General features: G+C 50.1%; 18 protein-coding genes and 2 pseudogenes. 8 read left to right on the plus strand and 12 right to left on the minus strand.

What is annotated here, in order from left to right:
* Nucleotides 1-68: 68 nt before the first annotated feature.
* Entirely contained in the window at nt 69-704 is a 636-nt protein-coding gene (locus tag PV02_RS12705) for an RNA 2'-phosphotransferase (protein ID WP_256623788.1), read from the plus strand.
* On the opposite strand, the gene rtcA is transcribed toward PV02_RS12705, so the two are convergent.
* Both rtcA and PV02_RS12715 read right to left on the minus strand, forming a co-directional pair.
* Nucleotides 705-1,700 (minus strand): RNA 3'-terminal phosphate cyclase, encoded by a 996-nt coding sequence (rtcA, locus tag PV02_RS12710; protein ID WP_256623789.1) that lies wholly within the window; start codon nt 1,698-1,700, stop codon nt 705-707.
* A complete protein-coding gene (locus tag PV02_RS12715; RefSeq protein WP_256623790.1) occupies nt 1,697-3,073 on the minus strand; it encodes an FAD-dependent oxidoreductase in 1,377 nt (458 codons plus the stop codon). Before PV02_RS12715 ends, rtcA begins: the two co-directional genes overlap by 4 nt.
* A gap of 680 nt (nt 3,074-3,753) precedes the next feature.
* On the opposite strand from PV02_RS12715, the gene dnaG reads away from it, so the two are divergent.
* Entirely contained in the window at nt 3,754-5,274 is a 1,521-nt protein-coding gene (gene dnaG / locus PV02_RS12720; protein ID WP_256623791.1) for a DNA primase DnaG, read from the plus strand.
* Nucleotides 5,275-5,280: 6 nt separating this feature from the next.
* Here the strand turns inward: dnaG and PV02_RS12725 are convergent, their stop codons facing one another.
* Nucleotides 5,281-5,409, minus strand: coding sequence for a hypothetical protein (locus tag PV02_RS12725; protein ID WP_256623792.1), 129 nt, complete (start codon nt 5,407-5,409; stop codon nt 5,281-5,283).
* A 127-nt stretch (nt 5,410-5,536) separates the two neighbouring features.
* Here PV02_RS12725 and PV02_RS12730 point away from each other — a divergent pair, with 127 nt between their 5' ends.
* Nucleotides 5,537-5,821 (plus strand): UPF0058 family protein, encoded by a 285-nt coding sequence (locus tag PV02_RS12730; RefSeq protein ID WP_256623793.1) that lies wholly within the window; start codon nt 5,537-5,539, stop codon nt 5,819-5,821.
* Between the two features lie 3 nt (nt 5,822-5,824).
* Here the strand turns inward: PV02_RS12730 and rimI are convergent, their stop codons facing one another.
* Together rimI and arcS are read right to left on the minus strand one after the other, a co-directional pair.
* A complete protein-coding gene (rimI, locus tag PV02_RS12735; RefSeq protein WP_256623794.1) occupies nt 5,825-6,346 on the minus strand; it encodes a ribosomal protein S18-alanine N-acetyltransferase in 522 nt (173 codons plus the stop codon).
* Nucleotides 6,347-6,379: 33 nt separating this feature from the next.
* Nucleotides 6,380-8,218 (minus strand): archaeosine synthase subunit alpha, encoded by a 1,839-nt coding sequence (arcS, locus tag PV02_RS12740; protein WP_256623795.1) that lies wholly within the window; start codon nt 8,216-8,218, stop codon nt 6,380-6,382.
* Between the two features lie 84 nt (nt 8,219-8,302).
* Here arcS and PV02_RS12745 point away from each other — a divergent pair, with 84 nt between their 5' ends.
* The 4 genes and pseudogenes from PV02_RS12745 (at nt 8,303) to PV02_RS13330 (ending at nt 13,964) form a co-directional block, all read left to right on the plus strand.
* Nucleotides 8,303-9,685: an FAD-binding oxidoreductase gene (locus PV02_RS12745; protein WP_256623796.1), complete on the plus strand. Its 1,383-nt coding sequence runs from the start codon at nt 8,303-8,305 to the stop codon at nt 9,683-9,685.
* Entirely contained in the window at nt 9,682-10,746 is a 1,065-nt protein-coding gene (locus PV02_RS12750) for a (Fe-S)-binding protein (protein WP_342765649.1), read from the plus strand. Before PV02_RS12745 ends, PV02_RS12750 begins: the two co-directional genes overlap by 4 nt.
* A gap of 294 nt (nt 10,747-11,040) precedes the next feature.
* Nucleotides 11,041-12,416, plus strand: a pseudogene (locus PV02_RS13325) (chemotaxis protein CheB); the annotation flags it as partial.
* Complete coding sequence (locus PV02_RS13330; protein WP_342765650.1) at nt 12,390-13,964, plus strand: PAS domain-containing protein; 1,575 nt, start codon at nt 12,390-12,392, stop codon at nt 13,962-13,964. The pseudogene PV02_RS13325 and the gene PV02_RS13330, both read left to right, overlap by 27 nt.
* Before the next feature lie 31 nt (nt 13,965-13,995).
* Here PV02_RS13330 and PV02_RS12765 read toward each other — a convergent pair whose 3' ends face one another.
* From PV02_RS12765 to PV02_RS12795, 7 genes and pseudogenes are all read right to left on the minus strand, one after another.
* Nucleotides 13,996-14,781, minus strand: coding sequence for a helix-turn-helix transcriptional regulator (locus PV02_RS12765; protein WP_256623797.1), 786 nt, complete (start codon nt 14,779-14,781; stop codon nt 13,996-13,998).
* 220 nt (nt 14,782-15,001) lie between these two features.
* Entirely contained in the window at nt 15,002-15,937 is a 936-nt protein-coding gene (locus PV02_RS12770) for a hypothetical protein (RefSeq protein WP_256623798.1), read from the minus strand.
* Between the two features lie 167 nt (nt 15,938-16,104).
* Nucleotides 16,105-17,979 (minus strand): YgiQ family radical SAM protein, encoded by a 1,875-nt coding sequence (locus tag PV02_RS12775; protein WP_425438358.1) that lies wholly within the window; start codon nt 17,977-17,979, stop codon nt 16,105-16,107.
* A gap of 27 nt (nt 17,980-18,006) precedes the next feature.
* Nucleotides 18,007-18,648 (minus strand): MBL fold metallo-hydrolase, encoded by a 642-nt coding sequence (locus tag PV02_RS12780; RefSeq protein WP_256623799.1) that lies wholly within the window; start codon nt 18,646-18,648, stop codon nt 18,007-18,009.
* A 51-nt stretch (nt 18,649-18,699) separates the two neighbouring features.
* Complete coding sequence (locus PV02_RS12785) at nt 18,700-19,458, minus strand: TatD family hydrolase (protein WP_256623800.1); 759 nt, start codon at nt 19,456-19,458, stop codon at nt 18,700-18,702.
* A 143-nt stretch (nt 19,459-19,601) separates the two neighbouring features.
* A complete protein-coding gene (locus PV02_RS12790) occupies nt 19,602-21,113 on the minus strand; it encodes a 2-isopropylmalate synthase (RefSeq protein ID WP_256623807.1) in 1,512 nt (503 codons plus the stop codon).
* A gap of 614 nt (nt 21,114-21,727) precedes the next feature.
* Nucleotides 21,728-21,918 (minus strand): annotated as a pseudogene (locus PV02_RS12795) (IS5/IS1182 family transposase); the annotation flags it as partial.
* A gap of 340 nt (nt 21,919-22,258) precedes the next feature.
* Here PV02_RS12795 and PV02_RS12800 point away from each other — a divergent pair.
* A complete protein-coding gene (locus PV02_RS12800) occupies nt 22,259-22,876 on the plus strand; it encodes a hypothetical protein (RefSeq protein WP_256623801.1) in 618 nt (205 codons plus the stop codon).
* The last annotated feature ends 401 nt before the right edge of the window (nt 22,877-23,277 follow it).

Raw genomic sequence — 23,277 nt, forward strand, 5'->3', positions numbered from 1 at the left:
ATGTGAACCGCGCATGTGACTTCATTTAGACAACTTATATTAATTATAACATATATCTGAAAGATATCATGATCCGTAAATGTTTACAGCATGGGTACTTCAGGGGCGAGGTCTGCCCTGAATGCGGCGAAGAAGGACGTTATGTGCTGGATGATGACCGGGAAGAGAGGCTTGGAAGATTCATTTCCGGTGCACTGAGGCACTTCCCGGAGGATGTTGGCCTGGAAATGGACCCTCAGGGATGGGTGGATGTGGATGTGCTCTGCGATATTATGAAGAAACGCTACAAGTGGGGCACCATGGAGCGCCTTGTGTCTCTGGTGGAGTCTGACGTCAAAGGCCGCTACGAGATAGACGGGTCTTTTATAAGGGCGCGCTACGGACATTCCGTGGACGTGGACCTGGTATCCGATTATCCCGAGAATGAACTCCCCTACCTTTACTACGGCGTAAGCCAGGAGGAAGCGGACATGCTGCTTGAGAATGGCATCACTCCCATCAGGCAGTGTTATGTGCACCTGAGCACCTCCCTGGAGAAGGCTATGCAGGCAGCTTCCATTCACACTGAGAACCCGGTCGTCTTTGAGATCGATGCCGCAGCGGCGCAGGATGACGGGATCGATATTGTGGTTGTCAACGAGGACATCGTACTTGCAAAGAGCATCCCTTCGGAGTACATCAGTATAGCCGACGCTCAGGAATGATCAGCGCACATGGATCTCCACTGACCCATTCTTTTTTTCCGTACCGAACTTCACGTCCAGGAACTGTTCGGTGACCCATATATTGGTGCTTGTATGTTCTGTAAGTCCGGCAGTTGTGAATGAGCCGCTGCCTGCCAGTCCCAGGAACGGTATTAACTGGTCCGCAAGATGCCTGTCCACAGCAGCGTCCGATCGTAGATCCTGCAACATTTCCCCGGCAGCCATGGAGCCCACCTTCTCTGCCGGAAGCCCTCTTTTCCCGATGGACACGGCGCCCTTGAAGCCTGACCAGAGGTTTATCCCGCTTCCAGTGGAAACATCCTGTGTGACCTCAGTTCCTATTTCGCACTCATACCCTTCCCTTTCCAGGATCTCCTGTGCACATGAAGCCTGCCTCTGCGTCACATGTCCGGGCAGCCTGGAACTGTGCGAGATGCCCGAAACGATCCCGTCCTCCCTGGTGTAATCATACGCATTAAGTCCGGATGGCTCAATGGATAGTTCGGTAAGTCCTCCTCCCCGGGGGTAGTAGCCCCTGGAAATCGTTTTCAGGTGGGCCCTGTAACCCATTCTGGAAAGAGCCCTGAAGGTCACATTCTCAAGATAGTCCGTGCTGGGAGACCATATGACATCGGTCCCTCCTTTTATCCTCAGACTGACATTCCCGCTGGCATGTGCGGCTGCAGGCATGATGCATTGTACGAGCAGGGGTATGCTTCCTGCCGTTCCTATGTCTATCTCGGCGTTCAACCCCTTTATTTCCACTGGAGAGAACCGTATCTCGGTGGATCCCGGGAAGAGCCCCTCCACCTGTGCATCACACATGAGAGCCGCTGTCTCTATCGAGGTGAGATGCTGGGTCTTGAGTCCTGGCTGGGGCCTTGCCTTGCGAATATTCTTAATGGTCACTTCTTCTTTGATCACTGCCGAGAGAGAGACCGCAGTCCGAAGTATCTGTCCTCCTCCCTCCCCGTATGAACCGTCAATGGTTATCATTTCCGGACCTTCGTCATCTTTCTGAGCGCACCTTTTGCTGCGTAGGTGAGCGGATCGACAAGTGTTCCCACAGGCGGCGTATAACAGGTTTCCAGGTCAAGGAGCTCTTCCACTGTGGCTCTTTTGCTGATGGCAAGAGAAAGCGCATCGATTCTCTCTTTGACGCCCTTGCCACCGATGATCTGTGCACCCACAAGGACCCTGTCGCTGAAAAGGAGCTTGATGTAAAGCTGGGTTGAGCCGGGGTAGTATCCTGCACTGGTGGTGCCGGTTGCAAGGCCGCTCACGATCTCTATTCCATTGAGGCTGGCAACCTTGCTTGTAATTCCCACAGTGCCTACTTCAAGCTCCCCGATGACGGCGACCCATGGACTGATCACAGGGCCGAAACTCTTCTCCTGCGAGATGAGATTATCCCGTATCACTCCTGCCATCCTTCTTGCCGTACTGGCAAGCTGGCTCAATATGGGCCGGCCTGTTATGCGATCCTGCAGTTCCACGCATTCTCCTCCGCAATAGATGTCAGGGTCGAAACTTCCGTCAGCCAGCTTTGCCTGCAGGTTCTCGTTGACCATGATCCCTCCCGTGGGACCAAGTTGTATACCTGCATCTGCTGCGAGTCGTGTTTCAGGATCCACTCCTGTGGATATTATGACAATATCGGCAGGGAAATCCTTTCCCTCTATGGTCACGGAACTGACACTGCCATCTCCCTTGATGGCCTCAGGGGTATAGCCTGTAAGTATTCCTGTTCCCATGGACTCAAGGTGCTCCCGGACTATATCTGCCATATCCGGGTCGATATTATGCGATAGCAGTGAATCGCTGCGATTGACCAGCAGCGTCTTTAATCCTCTTCTGGAGCATGCGGCCGCAAGCTCGGCACCTATGGGTCCTCCGCCTATTATCGCCACACTCGATGCTGTCTGCAGGGATCTTTCAAGCCTGATGCCATCACTAAGGGTACGTACGGTGAAGACGTTCTCCAGTGAAGCCCCCTGCCGGAGTTCCTCCGGCACCGAGGGTATGCTGCCTGTTGCGATCACAAGCTTGTCGAACCCGTACTCTTTTCCATCAGCAATCACCGTGCGCTTGCCCAGGTCTATGGACTGGACGGTAGTACCGGTCCGCAGGTCTATTCCTGCCTCCCCGAAGAACTCCTTGTCCCGCAGAAGAAGGGAGTTGAAGTCTCTGATATCCCCTGCTATCACGAAAGGTATGCCGCACTGGCTGTAGGATGCATGGGAATCCGAAGAGAACACAAGGACGTCGTAGTTGCTGTGGCGCCTTACGCTTGTTGCCACTGCCAGTCCCACTGCTCCTCCGCCTACAATGATAAGCTTTTTACTGTAGCCTGGATCTCTCTTATTCATATTATCACAAAGGCAGTTAATTTATATGATAGTTCCTTGCGACAGAGCTTTCTTCGGTATGAAAGGAACTGTAATGAAGGAATAACTCCAGTTAACTTGCGTTCTCATTCAAAGCCTGTTAATCCGTGTAACCCATAAGTTTATAAGAGTTTGAAATCTATTACTTTATGTAACCATCAGGCGATGGTTATAATCATGCTTGAAATTCGATCAAGATCACAGAAATGCTCCTATGAGCGGGCATTTCCACTAATGCAAATATAGTTTAATCATAATCCTTATTCATTACATGTAAAACCTATCTCACAGACAAAGGAGTAACGGAAAACAAAGGTACAAGGTAGAAAAAAATAGAACTGGGAATCAGATGAGGGATTTGGAAAACTGCTAATCATGCCTGCCGGAATATGTTTGAGTGGTCAGAGCAAGGGGCAAACGCCCGCGGGAAATTGCTTGCTGCATATTGGTATGCTTATTAGCGGATGTAGTTTTACGATAATACATAACGCTGCATTTTATAAGTCCTAATTTATACTTAAATAAGGATGATCCTTCCTGGTATCATGGCTGCCTGTACTGCATACATGTGATGTTGGGGTAGTTTACTATTTTTGCATTGGGATGAAGGCTTGAGAGGCTTTCAACTATATGACATCATCACAAACTTTAGGAGAATCCAAATGCAAAATGCAGATACTACAAAATATATAATCCATTCTAAGATCAGCGCTGAAGGAATAATCGAACGCCCCGATATAGTGGGTGCTATCTTCGGCCAGACGGAAGGGCTGCTTGGTTCTGACCTTGACCTGCGTGACCTGCAGAAGACAGGCAGGATAGGAAGGATCGAGGTTGTGGTAAGCGCCAAGAACGGTAAGACCAAGGGAACTATCCTTATCCCTTCAAGCCTTGACAAGGTCGAGACATCCATCCTGGCAGCTTCACTTGAGACCATCGACCGGGTGGGTCCCTGCAGCGCAAAGATAGAGATAACCCAGATGGAGGACGTCAGGGCAACCAAGAGGCAGCAGATCATCGAGAGGGCAAAGTTCATCCTTACAGGCATGTTCGACGAGAACCTGCCTGAATCCCAGGAGATCGCAGACCAGGTGCGCCAGTCTGTCAGGGTCGAGGAAATGCAGTACTTCGGTAAGAACAAGATTCCGTGCGGTCCTGCAGTATTCGATTCCGATGCTATCATCGTTGTTGAGGGACGCGCAGATGTGCTGAACCTTCTCCGTTACGGTATCAAGAACACCATCTGTGTGGGAGGCACTAACGTTCCTCCGGAGGTTGCCGAGCTGACCAAGAAGAAGGACACGGTGACTGTATTCACGGACGGCGACCGCGGAGGCGAGCTCATTGTCAAGGAACTTGTCCAGGTAGCCAACGTTGATTACATTGCCCGTGCCCCTGACGGAAAGAGCGTCGAGGATCTTGTGCAGAAGGAAGTTGTAAGGGCCCTGCGCCAGAAGGTGCCTGTGGAACAGGTGCTCGACAAATACAGCATCAGGGATTCCGAGTCAGAGAATGGCTCCCGGGTGACACGTGTGCCCAAGAACAAGGAAAGAAGGGCAAGGATCCCCGCTCCCGAAATAGCCCGGGTGGCTCCCGAGGTAAAGAGACTTATCCCTTCGAAGGCCCAGGCAGGCGAAAAGGAAGTTCCTGCCGAGACGGATGAAGACAAGGCAAGGCAGCCCCGTGAGAGGACTTCCGGCGAGAGGCCGCAGCAGAGCAGGGAAAGGGTTCAGTCCCGCGAGAGAACTTCCGGTGAGAGGCCGCAGAGCAGGGAGCGATCCCAGTCCCGTGACAGGTCCCAGGGAGAAAGGTCCCAGTCCCGCGATAAGCCACAGGCAAAGGCGGAGGCTGAACCTGAGGTAAGCAGGCCTGAGATCGCAAGCAAGCCTTCTCCTTTAAGCAGCAAGTTCAAGCCCCATGCAAATGACCTTATCGGCACATTCAGTGCCCGCTTCCTTGATGCAAAGGACAAGGTAGTCAATGAGACCGCTGTCAGGGATCTTGTGACCACTCTCAAGGACTATCAGGATGAGGTAAAAACAGTTGTCTTTGATGGTGTTGTCACGCAGAGGATACTGGACATCGCAGCTGACAAGGGGATCGAGAACCTTGTGGGCGCGAAGGTCGGAAGCGTCACCAAAAGGCCTGCATCCGTAAAGATATTCACCGCAGACGCCCTGTGATCTTAATTAATGGTGCTGCTCCGTGGCACCAATATCTTTATTTATTTTTAATGTTATTATTTCTACAGTAATCATTACAGGCTTATTTTTCATCATTAATCGTTTACTTCTTTCAGATGTGTTTATATCTCTCATGCTAGGAATTTTGCTTCCGGGAAAACGTCTTTATTTCCCATATTGTAAATATAGTCAGTTAATACTTTATACTGTGCTGGATGCACAGGACTGTGTTCCTAAAGGTTGGTACTATAGGTTGGTTGGTATGCACAAGGATGAGTTGATACAATTGCACACTTTGATGGCTCAGATCAAAAGGCACTTTGAGTACATGGGTATGGATTACGAGTTCCGCCACTATAATTCGCTGGCGATAAGCCCGCTGCACGTCCACAGGAGCAAGGCTGAACACAAGCAAGCGATATTTGTTCTCGGCAACGATCTGGCCTCCGTTATCTCAAAGGATGAACTGTCAGGTGTGGCACGCACTTCCACGAGGATGCAGGAATTTGCCCAGAGGGTTGGCAGCAGGGGCATCAAAAGTACATAGATATCAAATGATATCTTCCAGCCGATAAGCAGGCATTATGGCAGAGCCTTGTATCTTGCTCAGGAGCTCATCCACTGCAGTACTCACGACCGGATAGAGCCGCATTTTCATGATGATGCCATCCTCGCCGTCTGAATAGTAGCCACTGTGGATCCAGCAGGGGACGAATCCCGTTTTCTGATAGAGCCTCTGCGCTTCACGATTACTTAGTCTTACTTCCAGGCTTGCAATGGAAAGCAGCTTTTTCCTGAAGACACTGATGACGGCCTCAAGCAGGTGAGTGCCGATACCATAGCCTCTGTACCGCTCCTTTACAGCAAGCGAGAATATCCTCCCCTCCTCACCGGATACCTGATAGCCGACAACAAAGCCGGTTATACGCCCCTTCTCCTCAGCCACAAGGAAGGAATCGCTGTTCATCTCATAGAAGTTCATATAGATGAATGGATTATGCTCTGCAAAGGCTTCGGCCTCTATCTCAAGTACGTCCCCGAAGTCGCCAGGCTCAAAAGGTCTGATGATCATTTACCTGTGTGATCTCCCCTCATATTTCTGTCTTTAAAGCTTTTTAACATGGCGCAGGTCTATGGCAACCCCTCTTCCTGACAGCTGCATCTCCCTGCCGCTCATCACAGCTCTGCCCACGCACAGGGCTTTCTCTCCGCGTACGAACACCTCATCCCCGGGCCTTATGGAAGGATCTGCACTGACAACTCCGGGAGCCAGCAGGGAGCCCCTTGGCACAAAGTCATCTATGCTCACAACATATTTCCCCGAGGGTGCCAGAAGCTCAGCCCCCTCGATGGTGACAGCAAGCGTGCCGTACTGGGGAATAAGGGTTGTGAGCTGCTTCTTTCCAGCGAATACCTGGTATTTGGGATACGGCCCCTTAATGACAGAGCCTTCCGGTACCAATATGTCGCCCGCTCCTCTGCCGAACTGGTAATCAGCGATACAGCACATGACATCCTTCTTCCTTTCCTCGACGTTGCGGGCCTTTCCTGTGCTATGCTTCTCAACTTCCTCCTTCAGCTTCCTGAGGGCCTCATGGGATGTTACGTTACCGGAGCCGGTGAATATCATCCCGATACCAAGCCTTTGTGAGACAGTTTCGCATATCTCCCTGTAGGCATCCTCGACATGGGCGATGATAGTTGCATATCTGTTCTTCACCAGATATCTTTCAAGGCATCCTGCTACCCATTCCCTTTCCTGCGCATCCCAGTGACCTGTGACGGCTGTGTCATAGTGTGCTGCCGGGTATGTAAGTTCCAGCTCCCGGGGAACGATGCCTATGGGTGATGTGATTATGACCTCATGCACATACCTGCGGTTGCTGCCGATGGCGTTGATGAACTTCCAGTGGGAATTTGAAACTGAATAGGGCTTTTTCGCCGAGCAGGGCAGCAGCACGAGCACATCAGCTTCCGGAGGCGTGTATCTTTCAAGAACCCTTTCTGCAAAGCGCACGATCTCCACCCTTGACTGGGATTCGGTGCTGTTTGCCAGCATCTCATTGGACCTGGCAATGGGATTCTTCTCTTCGATATAGTTGTATTCGCTGTCAGCAAGTCTCAGGAGTGCGGTGAGCCAGGGGCGCGTCCTGCACTGTCCCTCCACATATTCCCTTAATGTGCCTGCACGTATCCTTTCCCTTACAAGGGCAAGCTCACTTTCAAGTGCATTGAGGTTATGCCTTTCGAGGATCTTTGCCCTCTCCCTCCTATCAGATCCCCTGAGCTCTTCCACACTGGTGCTTGCGCAGGCCTCGCACCTGCAGGGCAGTTCGGCAAGGGAATCAAGGTAGAACCTGCCTGAGGATGTCAGGTAAATATCACTATGAGCCGCAATTATGGCTTTGGTGTTGTCAAGGACATCTATGCCAAGGTAGACAAGCAGCGCAATGTTCTCGGGCAGGGAGATGGCCGGCGCATAGACTGCAGTGTCAGGCGGGACATGTTCTTTAATACCAAGCAGGGTATTGAAAAAGCGCCTTGCATTGTTCTCAAGGCATCCTGCCCCTTCCATCACATAAAGGTCGCTGGGCCTGATCCTTTTCAGATGCCTGTAAACGGATCCGGTGGGGCCGGATATATCCGTATCGGGGTCGAGCTTGTCAGAACCTGCTATCTCCTCCGGGACCTCGGGCGGGAACGACAGGTGGGGAAGGATCACAAGCGAGTCCTCTCCTGCGATGCTGCGTATCCTGGCAAGCTCTTCTCTGGCGGCTTCTGCGGAGCCGAGTCTCCAGAGGGAGCCTGCATCTATGACAGGGCTTTCCGTGGAGCCAAGAAGCCGGCTGTCGAGTATGAAAGGTGTCTGGATGGTCCTGCTGAGCAGCAGTTTACCTATCCTTGCAGCGCCGTCACGCTGCTGTACCTCAAAGTATCGTGTCATTGCTGCCTAATGGGTGTGGATAGATGTAAAGTTTTGCATTCACCAATAGATTTAAATCCTTCAAACTTAGTAAAAAGTGATTTCATGCAAAAGACCGATCTACTGGACAAACTGCAGGAGATTGTAGGGAATGAGAGAGTTTCCGCATCTGCTGCCGAACTTTACTGTTACTCATTCGATGCCTCCCAGGTAAGGGGGATGCCTGAATTCGTCATCAGGCCAGTCAGCACTGCACAGGTGGCAGATGTTGTGAGACTTGCCTGGGAAAAAGGGATACCTGTTACGGCAAGAGGCGCCGGCACCGGTCTTGCGGGCGGCTCCGTGCCTGTGGAAGGCGGCATTGTCCTTGATATGTCTTCCATGAACAGGATAATTGAAATGGATTTTGATAATCTCCAGGTGGTCGTGGAGCCGGGAATTGTCCAGGAAAAGCTCAACCTTGCCCTTGAGCCCTACGGCTTCTTCTTCCCGCCTGACCCCGGAAGCTCTGCAATGTGCACCCTGGGCGGCCTTATAGCAAATAACGGTAGCGGTATGCGCTCGGTCAAATACGGGACCACAAGGAACTACGTGCTCGGGCTTGAAGTGGTGCTCGCTGACGGCACTGTGATCAACACCGGCTCAAAGACCATCAAGTCGGTGGCCGGCTACTCCCTGACCGATCTCTTTGTCGGTTCCGAGGGAACGCTGGGGATCGTGACAAAAGCGATACTGAAAGTACGTGCCCTTCCCAGGGAGCGTTCTGTGCTGCTTGCCTCTTTCGAGAACCCCGAGCTTGCAGGCAAGGCGGTAGTAAAGGTGCTGTCCTCCGGGATCGTCCCTTCTGCATGTGAGATACTTGACAGTAATATTATAGATGCCATCAACACCTACGATCCCAAGGTAGGCCTCCCCAGGGCAGGGGCTATCCTGATGTTCGAGGTGGACGGGACAGAGAGCGCCGTGCGCGAAGGCATTGCCATGATAGAGGATGCCTGCAGTTCCCTGGCAACCGGCATCAGGGCCGCGACAAACAAGAAGGAGAGGGAAGAGATCTGGGCTGCAAGAAGGCTTGTAGGTGCAGCTGTCTCAAGACTGGACCCCATGCGCACCCGCGTATACGTGGGTGAGGATATAGGCGTCCCCATCAAGGAAATCCCCAGGATGCTGCACAAGGTAAGCGAGATATCGGAAGAGTTCGACATACCCATCATGACCTACGGGCACATCGGTGACGGGAACCTGCATACAGGAATGTGCATCGACGTGCTTGACGACAAGGACTGGGAGAAACTGAACAAGGCCGCCGATAAGATACACCGCACAGCCATTTCAATAGGAGGCACCGTGACAGCGGAACACGGGGTAGGCGGTGCGAGGGCGGAGTACCTCGAACTGGAGCTTGGCAAAGCCCTTGATGTTATGATACTGATCAAAAAGGCACTTGATCCCAAGGGGATACTCAATCCCGGGAAGATGGGGGTATGAGAATGCTGGAATCCGACATGCGGTCCATACTGAAATGTGTTCGCTGCGGAACCTGTCGTTCCGTCTGTCCCATATTCGATGTGGTGGGCTGGGAGTCATCAAGCTCCCGGGGGCGCATGCTTGTGGCCCACGGCGTTTCCCAGGGACTTGAAGTGGACGAGGGCGTGCTCAACAGCCTGAACATGTGCACGACCTGCGGGATCTGCGAGCAGCTGTGCCCCTCCGGTGCGGCTCCTCCTAAGGTCGTGGAGAACACAAGGCACCAGCTGGTGCTGCAGGGCAAGATGACCCAGGCCCAGAAGGACATAGCGTCCAGGGCGAACGAGCTTGGCAATACCCTTGGCGAGACCGGAGAGCGCATGGCATGGCTCGGGGAGTCTGCAAAGGATGTCCGGGAGAAGGCCGATTATTTGTATTTCGCAGGCTGCCTGGGTTCATACCGCTATCCTGAGCTTGCCAAACGCACTTTCGATATACTCAAGAGGTTCGGCGTGACCGTGCTCAAGGATGAGGTATGCTGCGGCTCCCCCCTCCTGAGAACCGGGTCCGATCCCATGGAACTGATCTCAAGGAACCTGGAGCAGATCAAGGCAACAGGCGCCCACACCATAATCACCGGATGTGCAGGATGCTATACAACCCTGAAGAACGATTACCCCGAAGACCTGAAAGTCGTACACGTCTCCGAGTTCCTTGCAGACCGCCTTGCTGAGATGGACCTGAAGAAGCTTGACCTGAAGGTATCCTACCATGACCCGTGCCATCTGGGAAGGTGCAACGGTGTCTTTGACGCTCCCAGGGATATCATCACCAGCATCTGCGACCTTAAGGAGATGAAGAACATCCGCGAGAAGTCCAGGTGCTGCGGTGCAGGCGGTGGCGTGCTTAAAGGCTATCCAGAGCTATCCCAGGAGCTGGCAAAAAGACGTGTGGGAGATATTCCCGAGGGAGTCGATTACCTGGTCACCTCATGCCCGCTGTGCAGGACCAACCTCAAGCGCGGCTGCCCGGATGTAGAGGTGCTGGACATAATCGACCTGATGGAAATGGCGATGGAATAACGCCGGGACCCGATTTCTGGTCCGGCACGGAGGTGTTGTTCTGTCAATGCGGGACCTGGCCTTTAAGTGTCTTTGGGCGGCCGCCTGTAACATAGCTTTCCAGACCTGGTCGATGCATGATTACTAATATAAGCAACTAATCGAATAATGTATTGGGATCATAGGATCTTGTCTGTTTTGACGATAAAGGGGCAGTAACATGTATGAAGGAATGAACGTATGACCAGTGATGAGAACGCAGCCGAAAATAAGGCAGAGCCGCAGAAAGGGGTCCCTGCGCAGAAGGAAGAAGGGATGCCCGGCATTAATGAGCCTGCCCCAGTTGAGCCTTCAAGTGTTCTTCCCAACGAGAAGTTCCCTGTTGTAGGTATTGGTGCATCTGCCGGCGGACTGTCTGCCATAGAGCAGTTCTTTTCGTCAATCCCCAAAGATGCAAGTACGGGCATGGCCTTTATTGTGCTGCAGCATATGGCGCCTGATTACAGGAGCATGCTCTCTGATATCATCCGGCGTTATACGGAAATGGAGGTATTTGATGTAAAGGATGGCATGACCGTCAGGCAGGACACGGTCTATGTTCTTCCACCCAATAAGGATATGATCATTACGGAAGGTGTACTGCACCTGGTGCAGCCGGCAGAGCCGCGTGGTCATCGAATGCCTATCGATTCTTTCCTGCGCACTTTAGCCCAGGACCAGGAGGAGTATGCTGTCGCCATCATCCTCTCAGGTACCGGTAGTGACGGTACGCAGGGGGTGAGAGATATAAAGGCCCATGGAGGCATGGTAATGGTGCAGAATCCTGAGTTCAGCGAATACAACGGCATGCCTCACAGTGCTATTGAGACCGGGATGGCGGACTATATCCTGAAGCCTGAGGAGATGCCTGTCCATCTGTGTGACTATGTGTCCCATATCTTCGGGGAAAAGCCTGTCTCTTCCGGTGATGCAGGAGAAGCGATAAAAATAATCTTCAATGAGCTGCGCAAGCAGACAGGCCATGATTTCTCCCAATACAAGCAAAGTACCGTAGACCGCCGTGTAAAGCGCCGCATGGTGATTACCCAGATAAAACGCATGGATGCGTACGCCCGCTATCTGCAGCAGAAGCCGGAGGAAGTAAGCGCACTTTTCCACGACCTTCTGATCAACGTAACTAATTTCTTCCGCAATCCCGATGTATTCGAGAAGCTAAATAATGAAGTGATTCCCGGTATCTTTGAGAACAAATCCCCGGGTACGCTCATACGCGCCTGGGTGATAGGTTGCTCCACCGGTGAAGAAGCATATTCGCTGGGCATCCTTTTTCAGGAATACATGGAAAAAGCGAGACAGAATTACAAGATACAGATATTCGCCACTGATATTGACGACCAGGCGATCAAGCAGGCACGCAAGGCTACTTTTTCCTCAAGCATCTCATCTGACGTCTCGGAGGAGAGACTGAGGCGTTTCTTTGTTCATAATCCGGAGCTCAACAACTATACTGTTCAGAAGCACATCCGTGACATGTGATCTTCTCGGAGCAGGACGCCATCAAGGACCCTCCATTCTCCAAGATCGACATAATAAGCTGCCGGAACTTCCTTATATATCTCAATAAGGGGACGCAGAAAAAGCTTATTCCCATGTTCCATTACTCATTGAACCCCGGCGGATATCTCTTACTTGGTACTTCTGAGAGCATTGGGGACTTCTCGGATCTTTTTGAGAGCCTGGACAGGCAGTCCAAGATATATAAAAGCAAGCCAGCACGCAGTGACTATCATTATTCCGTAGGAGCATTTTTTCCGCCCCCGCAGGAACATAATAACTCAAGAGAACTTCCTGAGAAGGGTTTCCTTAAGAGCCGGCTCCATTTGCGCGAGCTGACTGAAAAGAAACTGCTTCAGGACTACGCTCCAGCAGGTGTGCTTGTCAACGAACACGGTGACATACTCTATCTTTACGGACGCACAGGCCTTTATCTTGAAATGCCTTCAGGCGAGCCGGATTATAACGTCCTGAAAATGGCCAGGGATGGCTTGCGGCACACATTGACTGCTGTCCTGAGCATGGCAGTGGTGAACAAAGAACATGTGACCCGTCCAGGTATCAGGGTCAAGAGCAATGGCAGTTTCACTACTCTCGATCTGACGGTGAGACCACTGGAAGAATCTCTCGACCAGAATCTGTTCCTGATCACTTTTGATACGCCTTCAAGCCCCATTCCTGTACCGCAGAGCAGGGAGTCCCCAACGGATGAAAAAGAACTGTCAGAGAATCAGGATGTAGAGAAAGAGACCATCGCTTCCCTCAAAGAAGAACTTAAGACGATGGAAGAATATCTCAAGGCCTCAAACGAAGAACTTCAGGTCTCCAATGAAGAGCTGAAATCCTCCAACGAAGAGATGCAGTCCATGAACGAGGAATTGCAGTCCACCAACGAGGAACTGGAAACCTCGAGGGAGGAATTGCAATCCGTAAATGAGGAGCTGTCCACCGTCAACAGCGAACTTGAGACCAAGGTAGCTGAACTGTCTGAAGCCAATGAGGATATGAACAACCTGCTGGCCTCCACAGGCGTGGGTATTGTGTTCGTGGACAACCAGCTGCATATCCAGCGCTTTACTCCTGCAGCCACGAAGATTATGAACCTGATACCCACGGATGTGGGGCGGCCTATTGAACATATTGTTACCAACGTGTTGAATTATGACAACTTTATAACTGACATAAAGACCGTTCTGGAAGATCTGGCTCCTGTGGAGACCGAGGTTCGCACCCGTGAAGGCGAATGGTACATCCTGAGGATGCGACCCTATCGTACTCTGAAAAACACCATTGAAGGGGTGGTCGTAACATTCCTGAAGCAGACAGAGGCCCTTCGCCGCCTGGCCCTGGTGGTTCATGATTCCGGAGATGCTATAACACTTCTGGATATGGATGGCAATATCAGGGCATGGAATCCGATGGCAATGAAGATGTACGGCTGGAGCGAGACTGAGGCCATGTCGATGAACATAAGCAGACTGGTCCCTGAGGACTTAAAACAGGAATCTGTGGATCTCTTAAAGAAGCTCAGCAGGACTGAGACCCTGAAGCCTCACCGTACAAGGAGGCTTACCAAAGACGGAAGGATAATAGATGTATGCCTGACAGCCACTCCGCTGTTGGATGAAAAGGGCGAGGTGTATTCAATTATGACTACTGAGCGTAAGATCAAAATTGATCTGTAAAGGCCGTGCGTTTCAGGAAAACCCCGCAGAACTAGATGTCAATGATGAGTGTGGACCGCTGTCTGTAGTACTCGAATAATTCTTTCCCCCCGCCGGGAACGGCAGGTCCGCATATCTGCATTTTCCGATGGTCGAACTCGCCTTCGTTCGTGAATAGCCTGAAGCTCATGCATTCACCAGCAAGTATGAACGATGTGAAATCCAGCTTTTCAGGATACAGGTAAAGTGTGATGAGCTTAAGGTTAATTATGTCTTTGAACTGATGATAATATTCTTTTTTGGCTTTATCATAAAATTCCTGGGTGATGATGACCGATGTGTCAATTTCGTTCTCTATCATCTGTGCGTAGAATTCATAAAAGGTGGGGTAGAGGACCGAAGTGATCTCAAGCCAGCGTTTACTCCTTAAGGCCTTTTGCAGCAGTTCAATGTCCTGATCAAATATGTTATAGAGAGGGATATTGACTATTTCGCAGGAGCCGATCTCGGGCAGTTCTTTCAGAAGATGCTGCGGAATGAAATCTATGTTGTGTGTCCCTAAATAATCGCTGTTCTCCCCAAACATTTCGGCTGTGCCTAAAAAATCTGCCATTTTCTCGACGATCAGTTTTCCGATCGTTGTCAGTTCATAAGTGTCATCATGCTGAGATATCAGGTGACTTTCTTTAAGGACTTTCATTTGAGGAAGCAGGATTGTCCTTGTCGTGTCCACTGCCCCAATGAGCTCTTGCATCTCTTTTGGGCCAGCCTGCAATAACAAGAGTACATTCTTCCTTTTCTCCGACAAAAGCAGTATCTCAACGATCGGCCTTTTCATTTAACCCCCTTTACTCTTCAGGCATTGAAATTTATCTATCATTTTATAACAGTGTTATGTAGGATATAGTTAAAGGTATAAGTATTGGTGTTAATTATTTCTCAAATTCTGTTCTAAAGCCTGCGCAGATCACAATATCAACACCTGCCTGTGAAAATAGTTATGGAGGATGTTTCCGGTACTGCGGAGCCTCCAGAGAGACCAAGCTCCTTCACATTATCTAAGGACGATCCTTCATCCACTTCTTTGATACTATCAAAGCCGCAGCAGCGATCAGTATTCCAAATCCGGGCATCGAAGCCACAGGCTCCGGTTCATCCTCGGAAGTGTCATCTTCTGCCTCCCCGTTTTGCGGGGAGTTCATTTGCTCCTCCTCTTCGTTTGTCTGCCTGTAGGATTCCATCAGTTCGTCATAGCCTGCAAATTCTGCACTCTCCTGCACTGTTTCCTCATATCCGTTCAACCGGCGCAGCTCGGTATAATTTACGTTAAGCCTGTTGGTGACAAGCGTTGTCGGGTATAGCCCTCCCTGGATGTCAGCTCCAAGGACATCGTAGACTATGGAAGAACCATCCTCTGACCAGTATACCCCGTACATCTGTGAGCGGCTCCATTCCATCGAAGTGTTCTTCGTGCTCTCCATGTAGAAAGGAAGAAGCTCCCTGTGTATCAGCTCATTCTTATCCACTGACATGATATCAATGGCATACTGGCCGTTCCTGCCATCTCCCAGGTGTATGATCCTTGGCGCGGCATACATCTTACTGTCCGGGGAAAATGCAACCGCGTAACAGCCCATGGTGCTGATGTCCTTCAGTCTGATCTCTCTGGGCTTTGCCGTACTGTTCAGGGCATAATCCTCGATGCCCATCTCGGAACTGACAGTGAACACCTTCAGATATATGGAGCAATTACCGTCAGGGCTGACGGTCTTCATTGGCTTGAGCTCGTCGTTAAACTGCACCATTGAATGCTTCCCGTCCTCGCTCTCCCTGGCCATCTGGTGCATTGCTACGCTTTCAGGATTCGTGTATGAGGCCGAATAGAACTCTTCATCCCCTATGTTCTCGTCTATACTGATAACCGGACTCCCGCTTGCGAAAGAAACTAAAAACACTATAAAAACAAAGCTAAGTATCGCCACAATCAGATTCATGCATACCTCCCACTAATAGTACAATCCCACGTGTACAATGGTAGATTGTGCCAATATGTTAAAAGATTAACTATCTTTTTCCTATCTATTTAATCACTGCTGTAACTTTATTCCATATCCATGAAACTTTGCATTATGGGCAGCAATGTAAAAAGTTTCACTCAATACTACCATCCGCCCTTTTTCTTCCTGTCCGTGCTTCTTGGTATGAGACAGTTCCATGTGCTGCCCACAAGGTCCAGCCTTCCTGCACGCTTCAGACCCTCGTAGACAAGGGCATGATTGCCCGGCTCCCTGTAGTGGAGCATGGCACGCTGGATGTTCTTCTCCTTCGGAGTTGTGGCAGCGTATACCCTCTTGCCTGTGAAGGGGTCCACGCCCGTGTGGAACATACAGGTGGCGGCTGTCATGGGGGTGGGGGTGAAATCCTGCACCTGTCTGGTGTACCTGCCCGTATCGCGGATATACTCCGCCGTGGCGATCATATCCTCAATGGTACATCCGGGATGGCCCGATATGAGGAAGGCCACAAGGTACTGGTCCTTGCCAAGCCGCTTATTGATCTCCCTGTACTTCTGCTCGAATCTCTCAAAGGTCTTCCTGTCCGGTTTTTTCATTACGGCAGTGACCCTGTCCGAGTAGTGCTCGGGTGCGACCTTAAGCTGGCCGCTGACGTGGTGGGCGCATAGCTCCTCCATGTACTGTTCGTCAAGCAGTGCCAAGTCGTAGCGCACTCCATAGCCTGTGAAGACCTTTTCTATCCCTGGCAGTTCCCTGAGCCTCTTCATCAGCTCTATAAGTTTGCTGTGACTTGTGTTCAGGGACGGGCATACCTGAGGGTAAAGGCAGAGCTTGTTCCTGCATGCCCCTGTTGCCTCCCACTTCCTGCAGTCCATCCCGTACATGTTGGCCGAGGGGCCGCCAAGCCCGTTAATGGTGCCGTTGAAACCCTTGATATCCCTGAAGCTCTCCGCTTCCCTGAGTATGGATTCGATGCTGCGGCTGCGTATCATGCGTCCCTGGTGCATGACTATGGCGCAGAAGGAACATGAGCCAAAGCATCCCCTGTGGGTAGTGATGGAGAACCTGACCATGTCCAGGGCCGGCACTTTTTCTCTATAGGATGGGTGTGCTTCCCTGGTGAAGGGCAGTTCGTACACGCGGTCAAGCTCTTCCGTGCTCAGGGGGCGCATGGGCTTGTTCTGCACCACCACGGTCTTCGGGTGCACCTGGAGGATCCCGTGCCCGCAGACAGGGTCCTGTTCCTCGAAAATGGTCCTGAAGGCTTTTGCATAGAGCGTCTTGTCCTGAGAGACTTCCGCATAGGGGGGAACCTCCATGTATGTGCTTAAAAGTTCCTCTTTTTTCTCTTTCCAGGTCTTAATGTCCATCTTCCATACAGTGCCGTCAATGTCGGTGATCCAGCCAGCAGGTATGCCGTTCTTCAGTCTGTCTGCGATGGCAAGCATCTGCAGCTCTCCCATGCCATAGACCAGCAGGTCAGCGGGGGCATCGGCCAGGATGGACTGGCGCACCTTGTCGGACCAGTAATCATACTGGGCAAAGCGGCGCAGGGAGGCTTCGATACCTCCTATGATGACCGGCACATCCGGGTAGGCCTCCTTAAGCCTGTTAGTGTAAACGATGCATGCCCTGTTGGGCCTGAGGCCGGCCTTGTTCCCTGGAGAATATGCATCCTCATGACGCAGGCGTTTTGAAGGCGTGTAGTTGCTTACCATGGAATCCGTATTCCCGGCACTCACGGCAAAGCACAGGCGCGGCTTACCAAGTTTGGTGAAGTCCGCGGTACTCTCCCATCCCGGCTGCGCGATAACTCCCACCCTGTACCCGGCATCCTCAAGCACCCTGCCGATAATGCTTGTCCCGAACCCGGGATGATCTACGTATGCATCCCCGGTGACAATGATGATATCAAGCTCTTCCCAGCCTTTTTTTGCCGCCTCCTCAAGGCTCATGGGGAGGAATCTGGGGTCGTTACGGGAAGAAATATTCTTTTCTGCGTTCCTGTCTTTTCTTGCCATGATGTATCGGTATGAAGTTCAATGTGATCAGAATCTTAAAAATCCCCTGGACATGCTCAGTGACATCTCTATCTGCCTCTTCACATCGTCGGATGTGATGCTGCCGTGCCCTGGGTAAAGTATCCTTATGTCCAGCGCTGCTAGCTTGCTTATGGATGCCGTCAGCGCGGAAGGGCTGCCTCCTTCAAAGTCGGTGCGCCCTATGCTGCCACCGGGGAACACCGTGTCTCCTGAGAAGAGGCTTTTTGAGACCGGTTCATAGAGGCAGATACCGCCTGGCGTATGGCCGGGCGTGTGTATGACCTCCAGTTCCTCGCCCTCTCCTATATTAATCCTCTGTCCGTCCTCAAGCAGCATGCCGGGCTCGACCTGCGGTGTCCTGCGACCGAAGAGGGATGCTGCGCTGACCCCATCGTCTTTGAGCAGGGGCGCGTCCTCCCGGTGGATAGCCACCCTGGCACCACTCTTCTCCGCTATCTCTCCTGCAGCGGCCGTGTGGTCAATATGACAGTGAGTAAGGATGATTAGTTCGAGGCTCTTAATATCGATATTTTTCTCAATTGCTGCCATGAGTGCGGGGGTGTTCATGCCGGTGTCCACCAGCACTTTCCCGTTGATGAGATATGAATTGGCATCGTAGAGGCCTGCGTTGAAATGTCTGACTTGCATGTTTCATGAACTCCTGAATGAACGATAAGCCGGGACTGATGGCCGGATACTTCAGATGCCAAACGCCCTGCGGGTATTTTTCATTGTCGTTTCGGCAACTTCGGATGCTTCAATTCCTTTAAGGGCTGCTATCTGTGGCACTGAATCTGCCACGAATGCAGGCTCGTTCCTGCCCTTCCTCGGGGACAGGTAAGGACTGTCTGTCTCTATGAGCATGTTCTCAAGAGGCAGATGTTTCGCTATTGACTGATGATGCTCCGAGAAACATACAAGGGTCGGGACTGATACGAAGTGACCTGCGTCCACGATCTGCTGCATTGTCTCAAGTGAACCCCCATAGCAGTGGAACACAACCGTATCGAGATCACGGCTGAGCTGCAGGGCCATATCCTCGGCCTCCCTGCCATGGATCACAAGCGGTTTGCCGTACTTGCGGGCTATTTCGATGACCTTCCGGAACACCTCTGTCTGTTTCAGGCGGCCGACCTCCGTCTCACAGTAGTGGAAATCAAGCCCTGCCTCTCCCACGCCCACGGCCCTGTCAATGTTCCTCTCTATCTGGGAAAGTATCTGGCTTATCTTCTCCTCGCTGGCGTGCGGGACCATCTGCGGGCTGAGCCCCAGAGTGGCGTGGATGAAGCCGTACCTGCGCGCAAGCTCGAGGGAGGCTGCGTTGGTGCTGTAATCTATTCCTGAGTTGATCATCCGGATAACTCCGGACTGCCTTGCTCTCTCGATAGCTTCCTTACGGTCCCTGTCGAACCGGGGGAAGTCAAGATGGCAGTGGGAATCGATTATCTCATATTGCATATAGAAGCCTCCGATATGTGTGCCTTGCAGGGAGGTATCTCCGCTGGACCTCTGCTGATACAACTGACCAGCATAAAAAAGTACAATTACTCTTATCCTTAAGGCTTTTCCGGGATAAGAGTAAACTTCAATTGGTCTGCAGCTTATTGCATGCTCCAGAGTTTTTTCTTTTCGAGCAGGAGGTTGATGGCTGTGACAAGCGCATCCACGGAGGCTGTCACTATGTCGGCACTGGCGGAATGTGCGGTCACCACACGTCCCTCCTCGTCCTCCACACCTATCGTGACCTCGGCAAGGGCATCGCTGCCGCCCGTAATGGCCTCTATCCTGAAATCGCGGATCTTGATCCTGGTATAGCCGTTGAGCATACTGCCTACAGCCTTGAGTGAGGCGTCAATGGGTCCCACACCGAAGTTCGAGGCGGTCACTTCCTGGTCACCGACAATAGCCCTCACGACGGCCGTGGGTGTTGTGAGGTTGCTTGTCATTACGGAGAACTCCTTGAGCTTGATGGTCTCATGCCCGAGGTTCTTGCCGAGGACTGCCGAGGCAACAGCGTGGAGATCCGCATCGCATATGCGCTTCCCGCGGTTTGCGATGGTCTTTATCCTGCTGAGGATCTCATCAAGCTGCTCTTCAGTGGGCTGGATGCCGATCTCGCTCAGGGACTGCTTGACTGCGTGCTTACCTGCATGCTTGCCGAGCACTATACGCCTTCTGTGACCCACCATTTCAGGGGTCATGATGCCAGGTTCGAAGGTGTCGGCCTTCTCAAGGACGCCGTGGGTGTGTATGCCGGATTCGTGGGCGAATGCATTGTCCCCGACGATGGGGGTGTTTGGGGGCATGTGTATGCCTGTGAAGTTCTCCACCATCTTGGAGGTCTCGAGCAGGTATTCCGTGTTGATGTTAGTCTTTACTCCGTATATGGACTGGAGGCACATCACGACCTGGGCGAGGTTGGCATTGCCTGCGCGCTCACCAATGCCGTTGACGGTTACCTGCACCTGGCTTGCACCGGCCTCAACTGCCATAAGGCTGTTGGCGACCGCAATACCGAAGTCGTTGTGGCAGTGAACGTCAATGGGAATATTGACATTGCTGTGCACCTGGCTGATAAGCCGGTACATGCCGGAAGGCGACATCACGCCCACGGTATCGGGGACATTGATGATGTCGCACCCGGCTCCCTCGACGGCTTTGAACACCTCGATGAGGTAGTCAAGATCGGTCCTGGTAGCATCCATGGCAGAGAACATGCATTTTGCGCCATGGTCCTTGATGTATTCCACGGCGTTCACGGCCATAGAAACGACCTCCTCGCGGGTCTTTTTTATGGTGTGTATCCGCTGGATGTCGGATGTTGAGACAAAGGTATGCACCATGTCTACACCACAGTCGATACATGCGTCAAGGTCTTTTTGCAGTACGCGGGCAAGACCACAGACATCAAGACTAAGTCCTTCGCTGGCAATAGCTCTTACATTCTGTTTTTCCCCTTCTGATGAGATGGGGAATCCGGCCTCGAGAACGTCCACTCCGAGTTTGTCGAGTTGCCGTGCAATCTTGAGTTTTTGCTCATTGGTAAGGGATACGCCAGGTGTTTGTTCACCGTCGCGCAGTGTCGTATCAAAAATAGTCTTATGTTTGCCTATAAGCGGTTCATCGCTGTAAAAAGCGATCCCTCAGTTGTACGGTTGGATTCATAGTAATCATTCCCGCTTGTAATTTATCCTATAAAAATCTACCCTAATGTATTTAGTAATATGCCTGTTTAAATGTTCATTCAGGAGGATCTCTGCTGCACCAAGGGTTATAGGTAAGCCCAAAAAACCGAACTTTTACAGTGAGTATGTCAGGAATGTTAGAACTAAAGTATCTCTTATGATGAATTAATACTATTTGTAAGGGTATGTATCAAATGTAATAGAAAATACGTATTTAATAATGCCAACAAGCACGATACGCAACTTATATACATTTACTCAGAATGCTCATGTAAAGGAACGGTTGGAGATGTGGGAAGAAAAATCCAATATTGAAATTAACAGGTAATTAGGTACAAAATCTAGGCTCTGTAGAAATCCTCGTTTGAATTGAATAAACAACCTTGGCAGACCTGCCAAGGTTGTCTACTATTAATTTCAATCTCTTTTACTTGATTCCAATATTTCCTGGATTGATCTCTTCCCCATATTTTCGTTTAAGGACTGAGGACATCGTTTCTATCATGTTTCTGTTATGATACAGTTTTTCATCAAACTCCATTCTTGTCCATCAATTCAACAAGTTCAACGATATTTCTGTAGTCTGTGTTGAGATACTCTTCAACAAAACCAAGGTTAATAGTTGATGCTGCGTATAAGTCCTCTTGGAATACTTGCAATTGTATATCTGCAAATGCGAATTTCCTGATACCTCTAGCGATGTATCAACAAAATTTAAGTACGTGTTACACAAACACTAACCATTTCCTTTGTGTTTTGACGCAACTACCATTTTGGGTTTTTATAATTTTTAAAGCAATAAGTAATTTTCAGCAGGAAACAGGTTTTCTACAGAGCCAAAATCTAATACATATAAATGGTTGATATTAGCTTCTTAATAATATATTTTATCTGAATAGCCTTTTATAGATAGATTGAGAGCCTAACATAGGACAAACAATAATTTTGGCTTTGAAGAGTGAAAACTACTGAATTGTCTGGCATGAGAGTACTCAGTCTCATTAACTTATTTTGCAGATCTACTTTCCTCTAGTTTCACTGACTAATGGTCCATGGTAGAAAGGAGGATTAACATGAAAAAAATAAATAGCCTTATAATTGCGCTAATGGTCGTGCTTCTCACGATTGCAAGTGCAAGTGCAGTTGCAAATGAAAAGATGATAACTGGAACTCAGACAATTGTGGCGTTTTCCGGGAATACCTCAGATGGACTATCTGATGTTAATATTGTCTCATTTCAAACAGATTATATGGGAAATAAAGAGACCAAGATAAATTTTGATTACACAATTTATGATGAGAATGGTGCGGTAATTGAGGAATATTCTACAGAATTTATTCCAATTGACAATAGTTGTCTTATAGTTAATCAAGGTTTAAAATCAGCAACTCTTTCTATTCCAAAGCTTACAGTTAATGATTCGGACGACAATCAATTCGATGTTAGTGTCAATCTTAGATGGGATGGTAACAAAGTATTGAAAATTCCCGACAACAAGCCACCGGTAACTGTTAATTATGACTTTGTTCAAATTATTCTAGTAAAGGGGACTGAAGCCACACTTAAAGGGTCAATAGAAGGAGAGGACATTAGTATTAATGCTGGAGCATTTACTCCATATGATACAGGTATGGGATACAAAAGTTCAATAATTGCCCAAATGACTTTTAGAAGCCTTTATATAGGATAATTCCAAGCTCCGTCTTTGGTATAACGCAGTGGTTATGGATAAGTATGGCATTTTCCCTTTTCTTTTTCTTTCTTTCGAGTTAATATCTAACGTGGCTTAAAATTAAACATTTATATCTTTTAGAAATATATTTGATGTGAAAAGTAAAAACTTGAACAACTGTTGTCTTTTATTATTTCTTTTACAGCTAGCCTCCATTTACAATATTTTGCTAAAAGTTCGGCTTTTTAGCCTTACCTATAACCCCTCTGCTGTAACAAAGGGAAGCTTTTTATAGCAATATGTGCTTTAGGAGCTGCTCTCAGTTACGAGATCGATGCGGCATTCCGCTAATATCCTTCTCATGGGAGGCCTGTTCTAACAGACAGGTATATTTTCGCTCAAGGCTTTCAATATTCGCC

Origin of the sequence: Methanolobus chelungpuianus (assembly GCF_024500045.1) — an archaeon.
Classification (GTDB): Archaea; Halobacteriota; Methanosarcinia; order Methanosarcinales; family Methanosarcinaceae; genus Methanolobus; species Methanolobus chelungpuianus.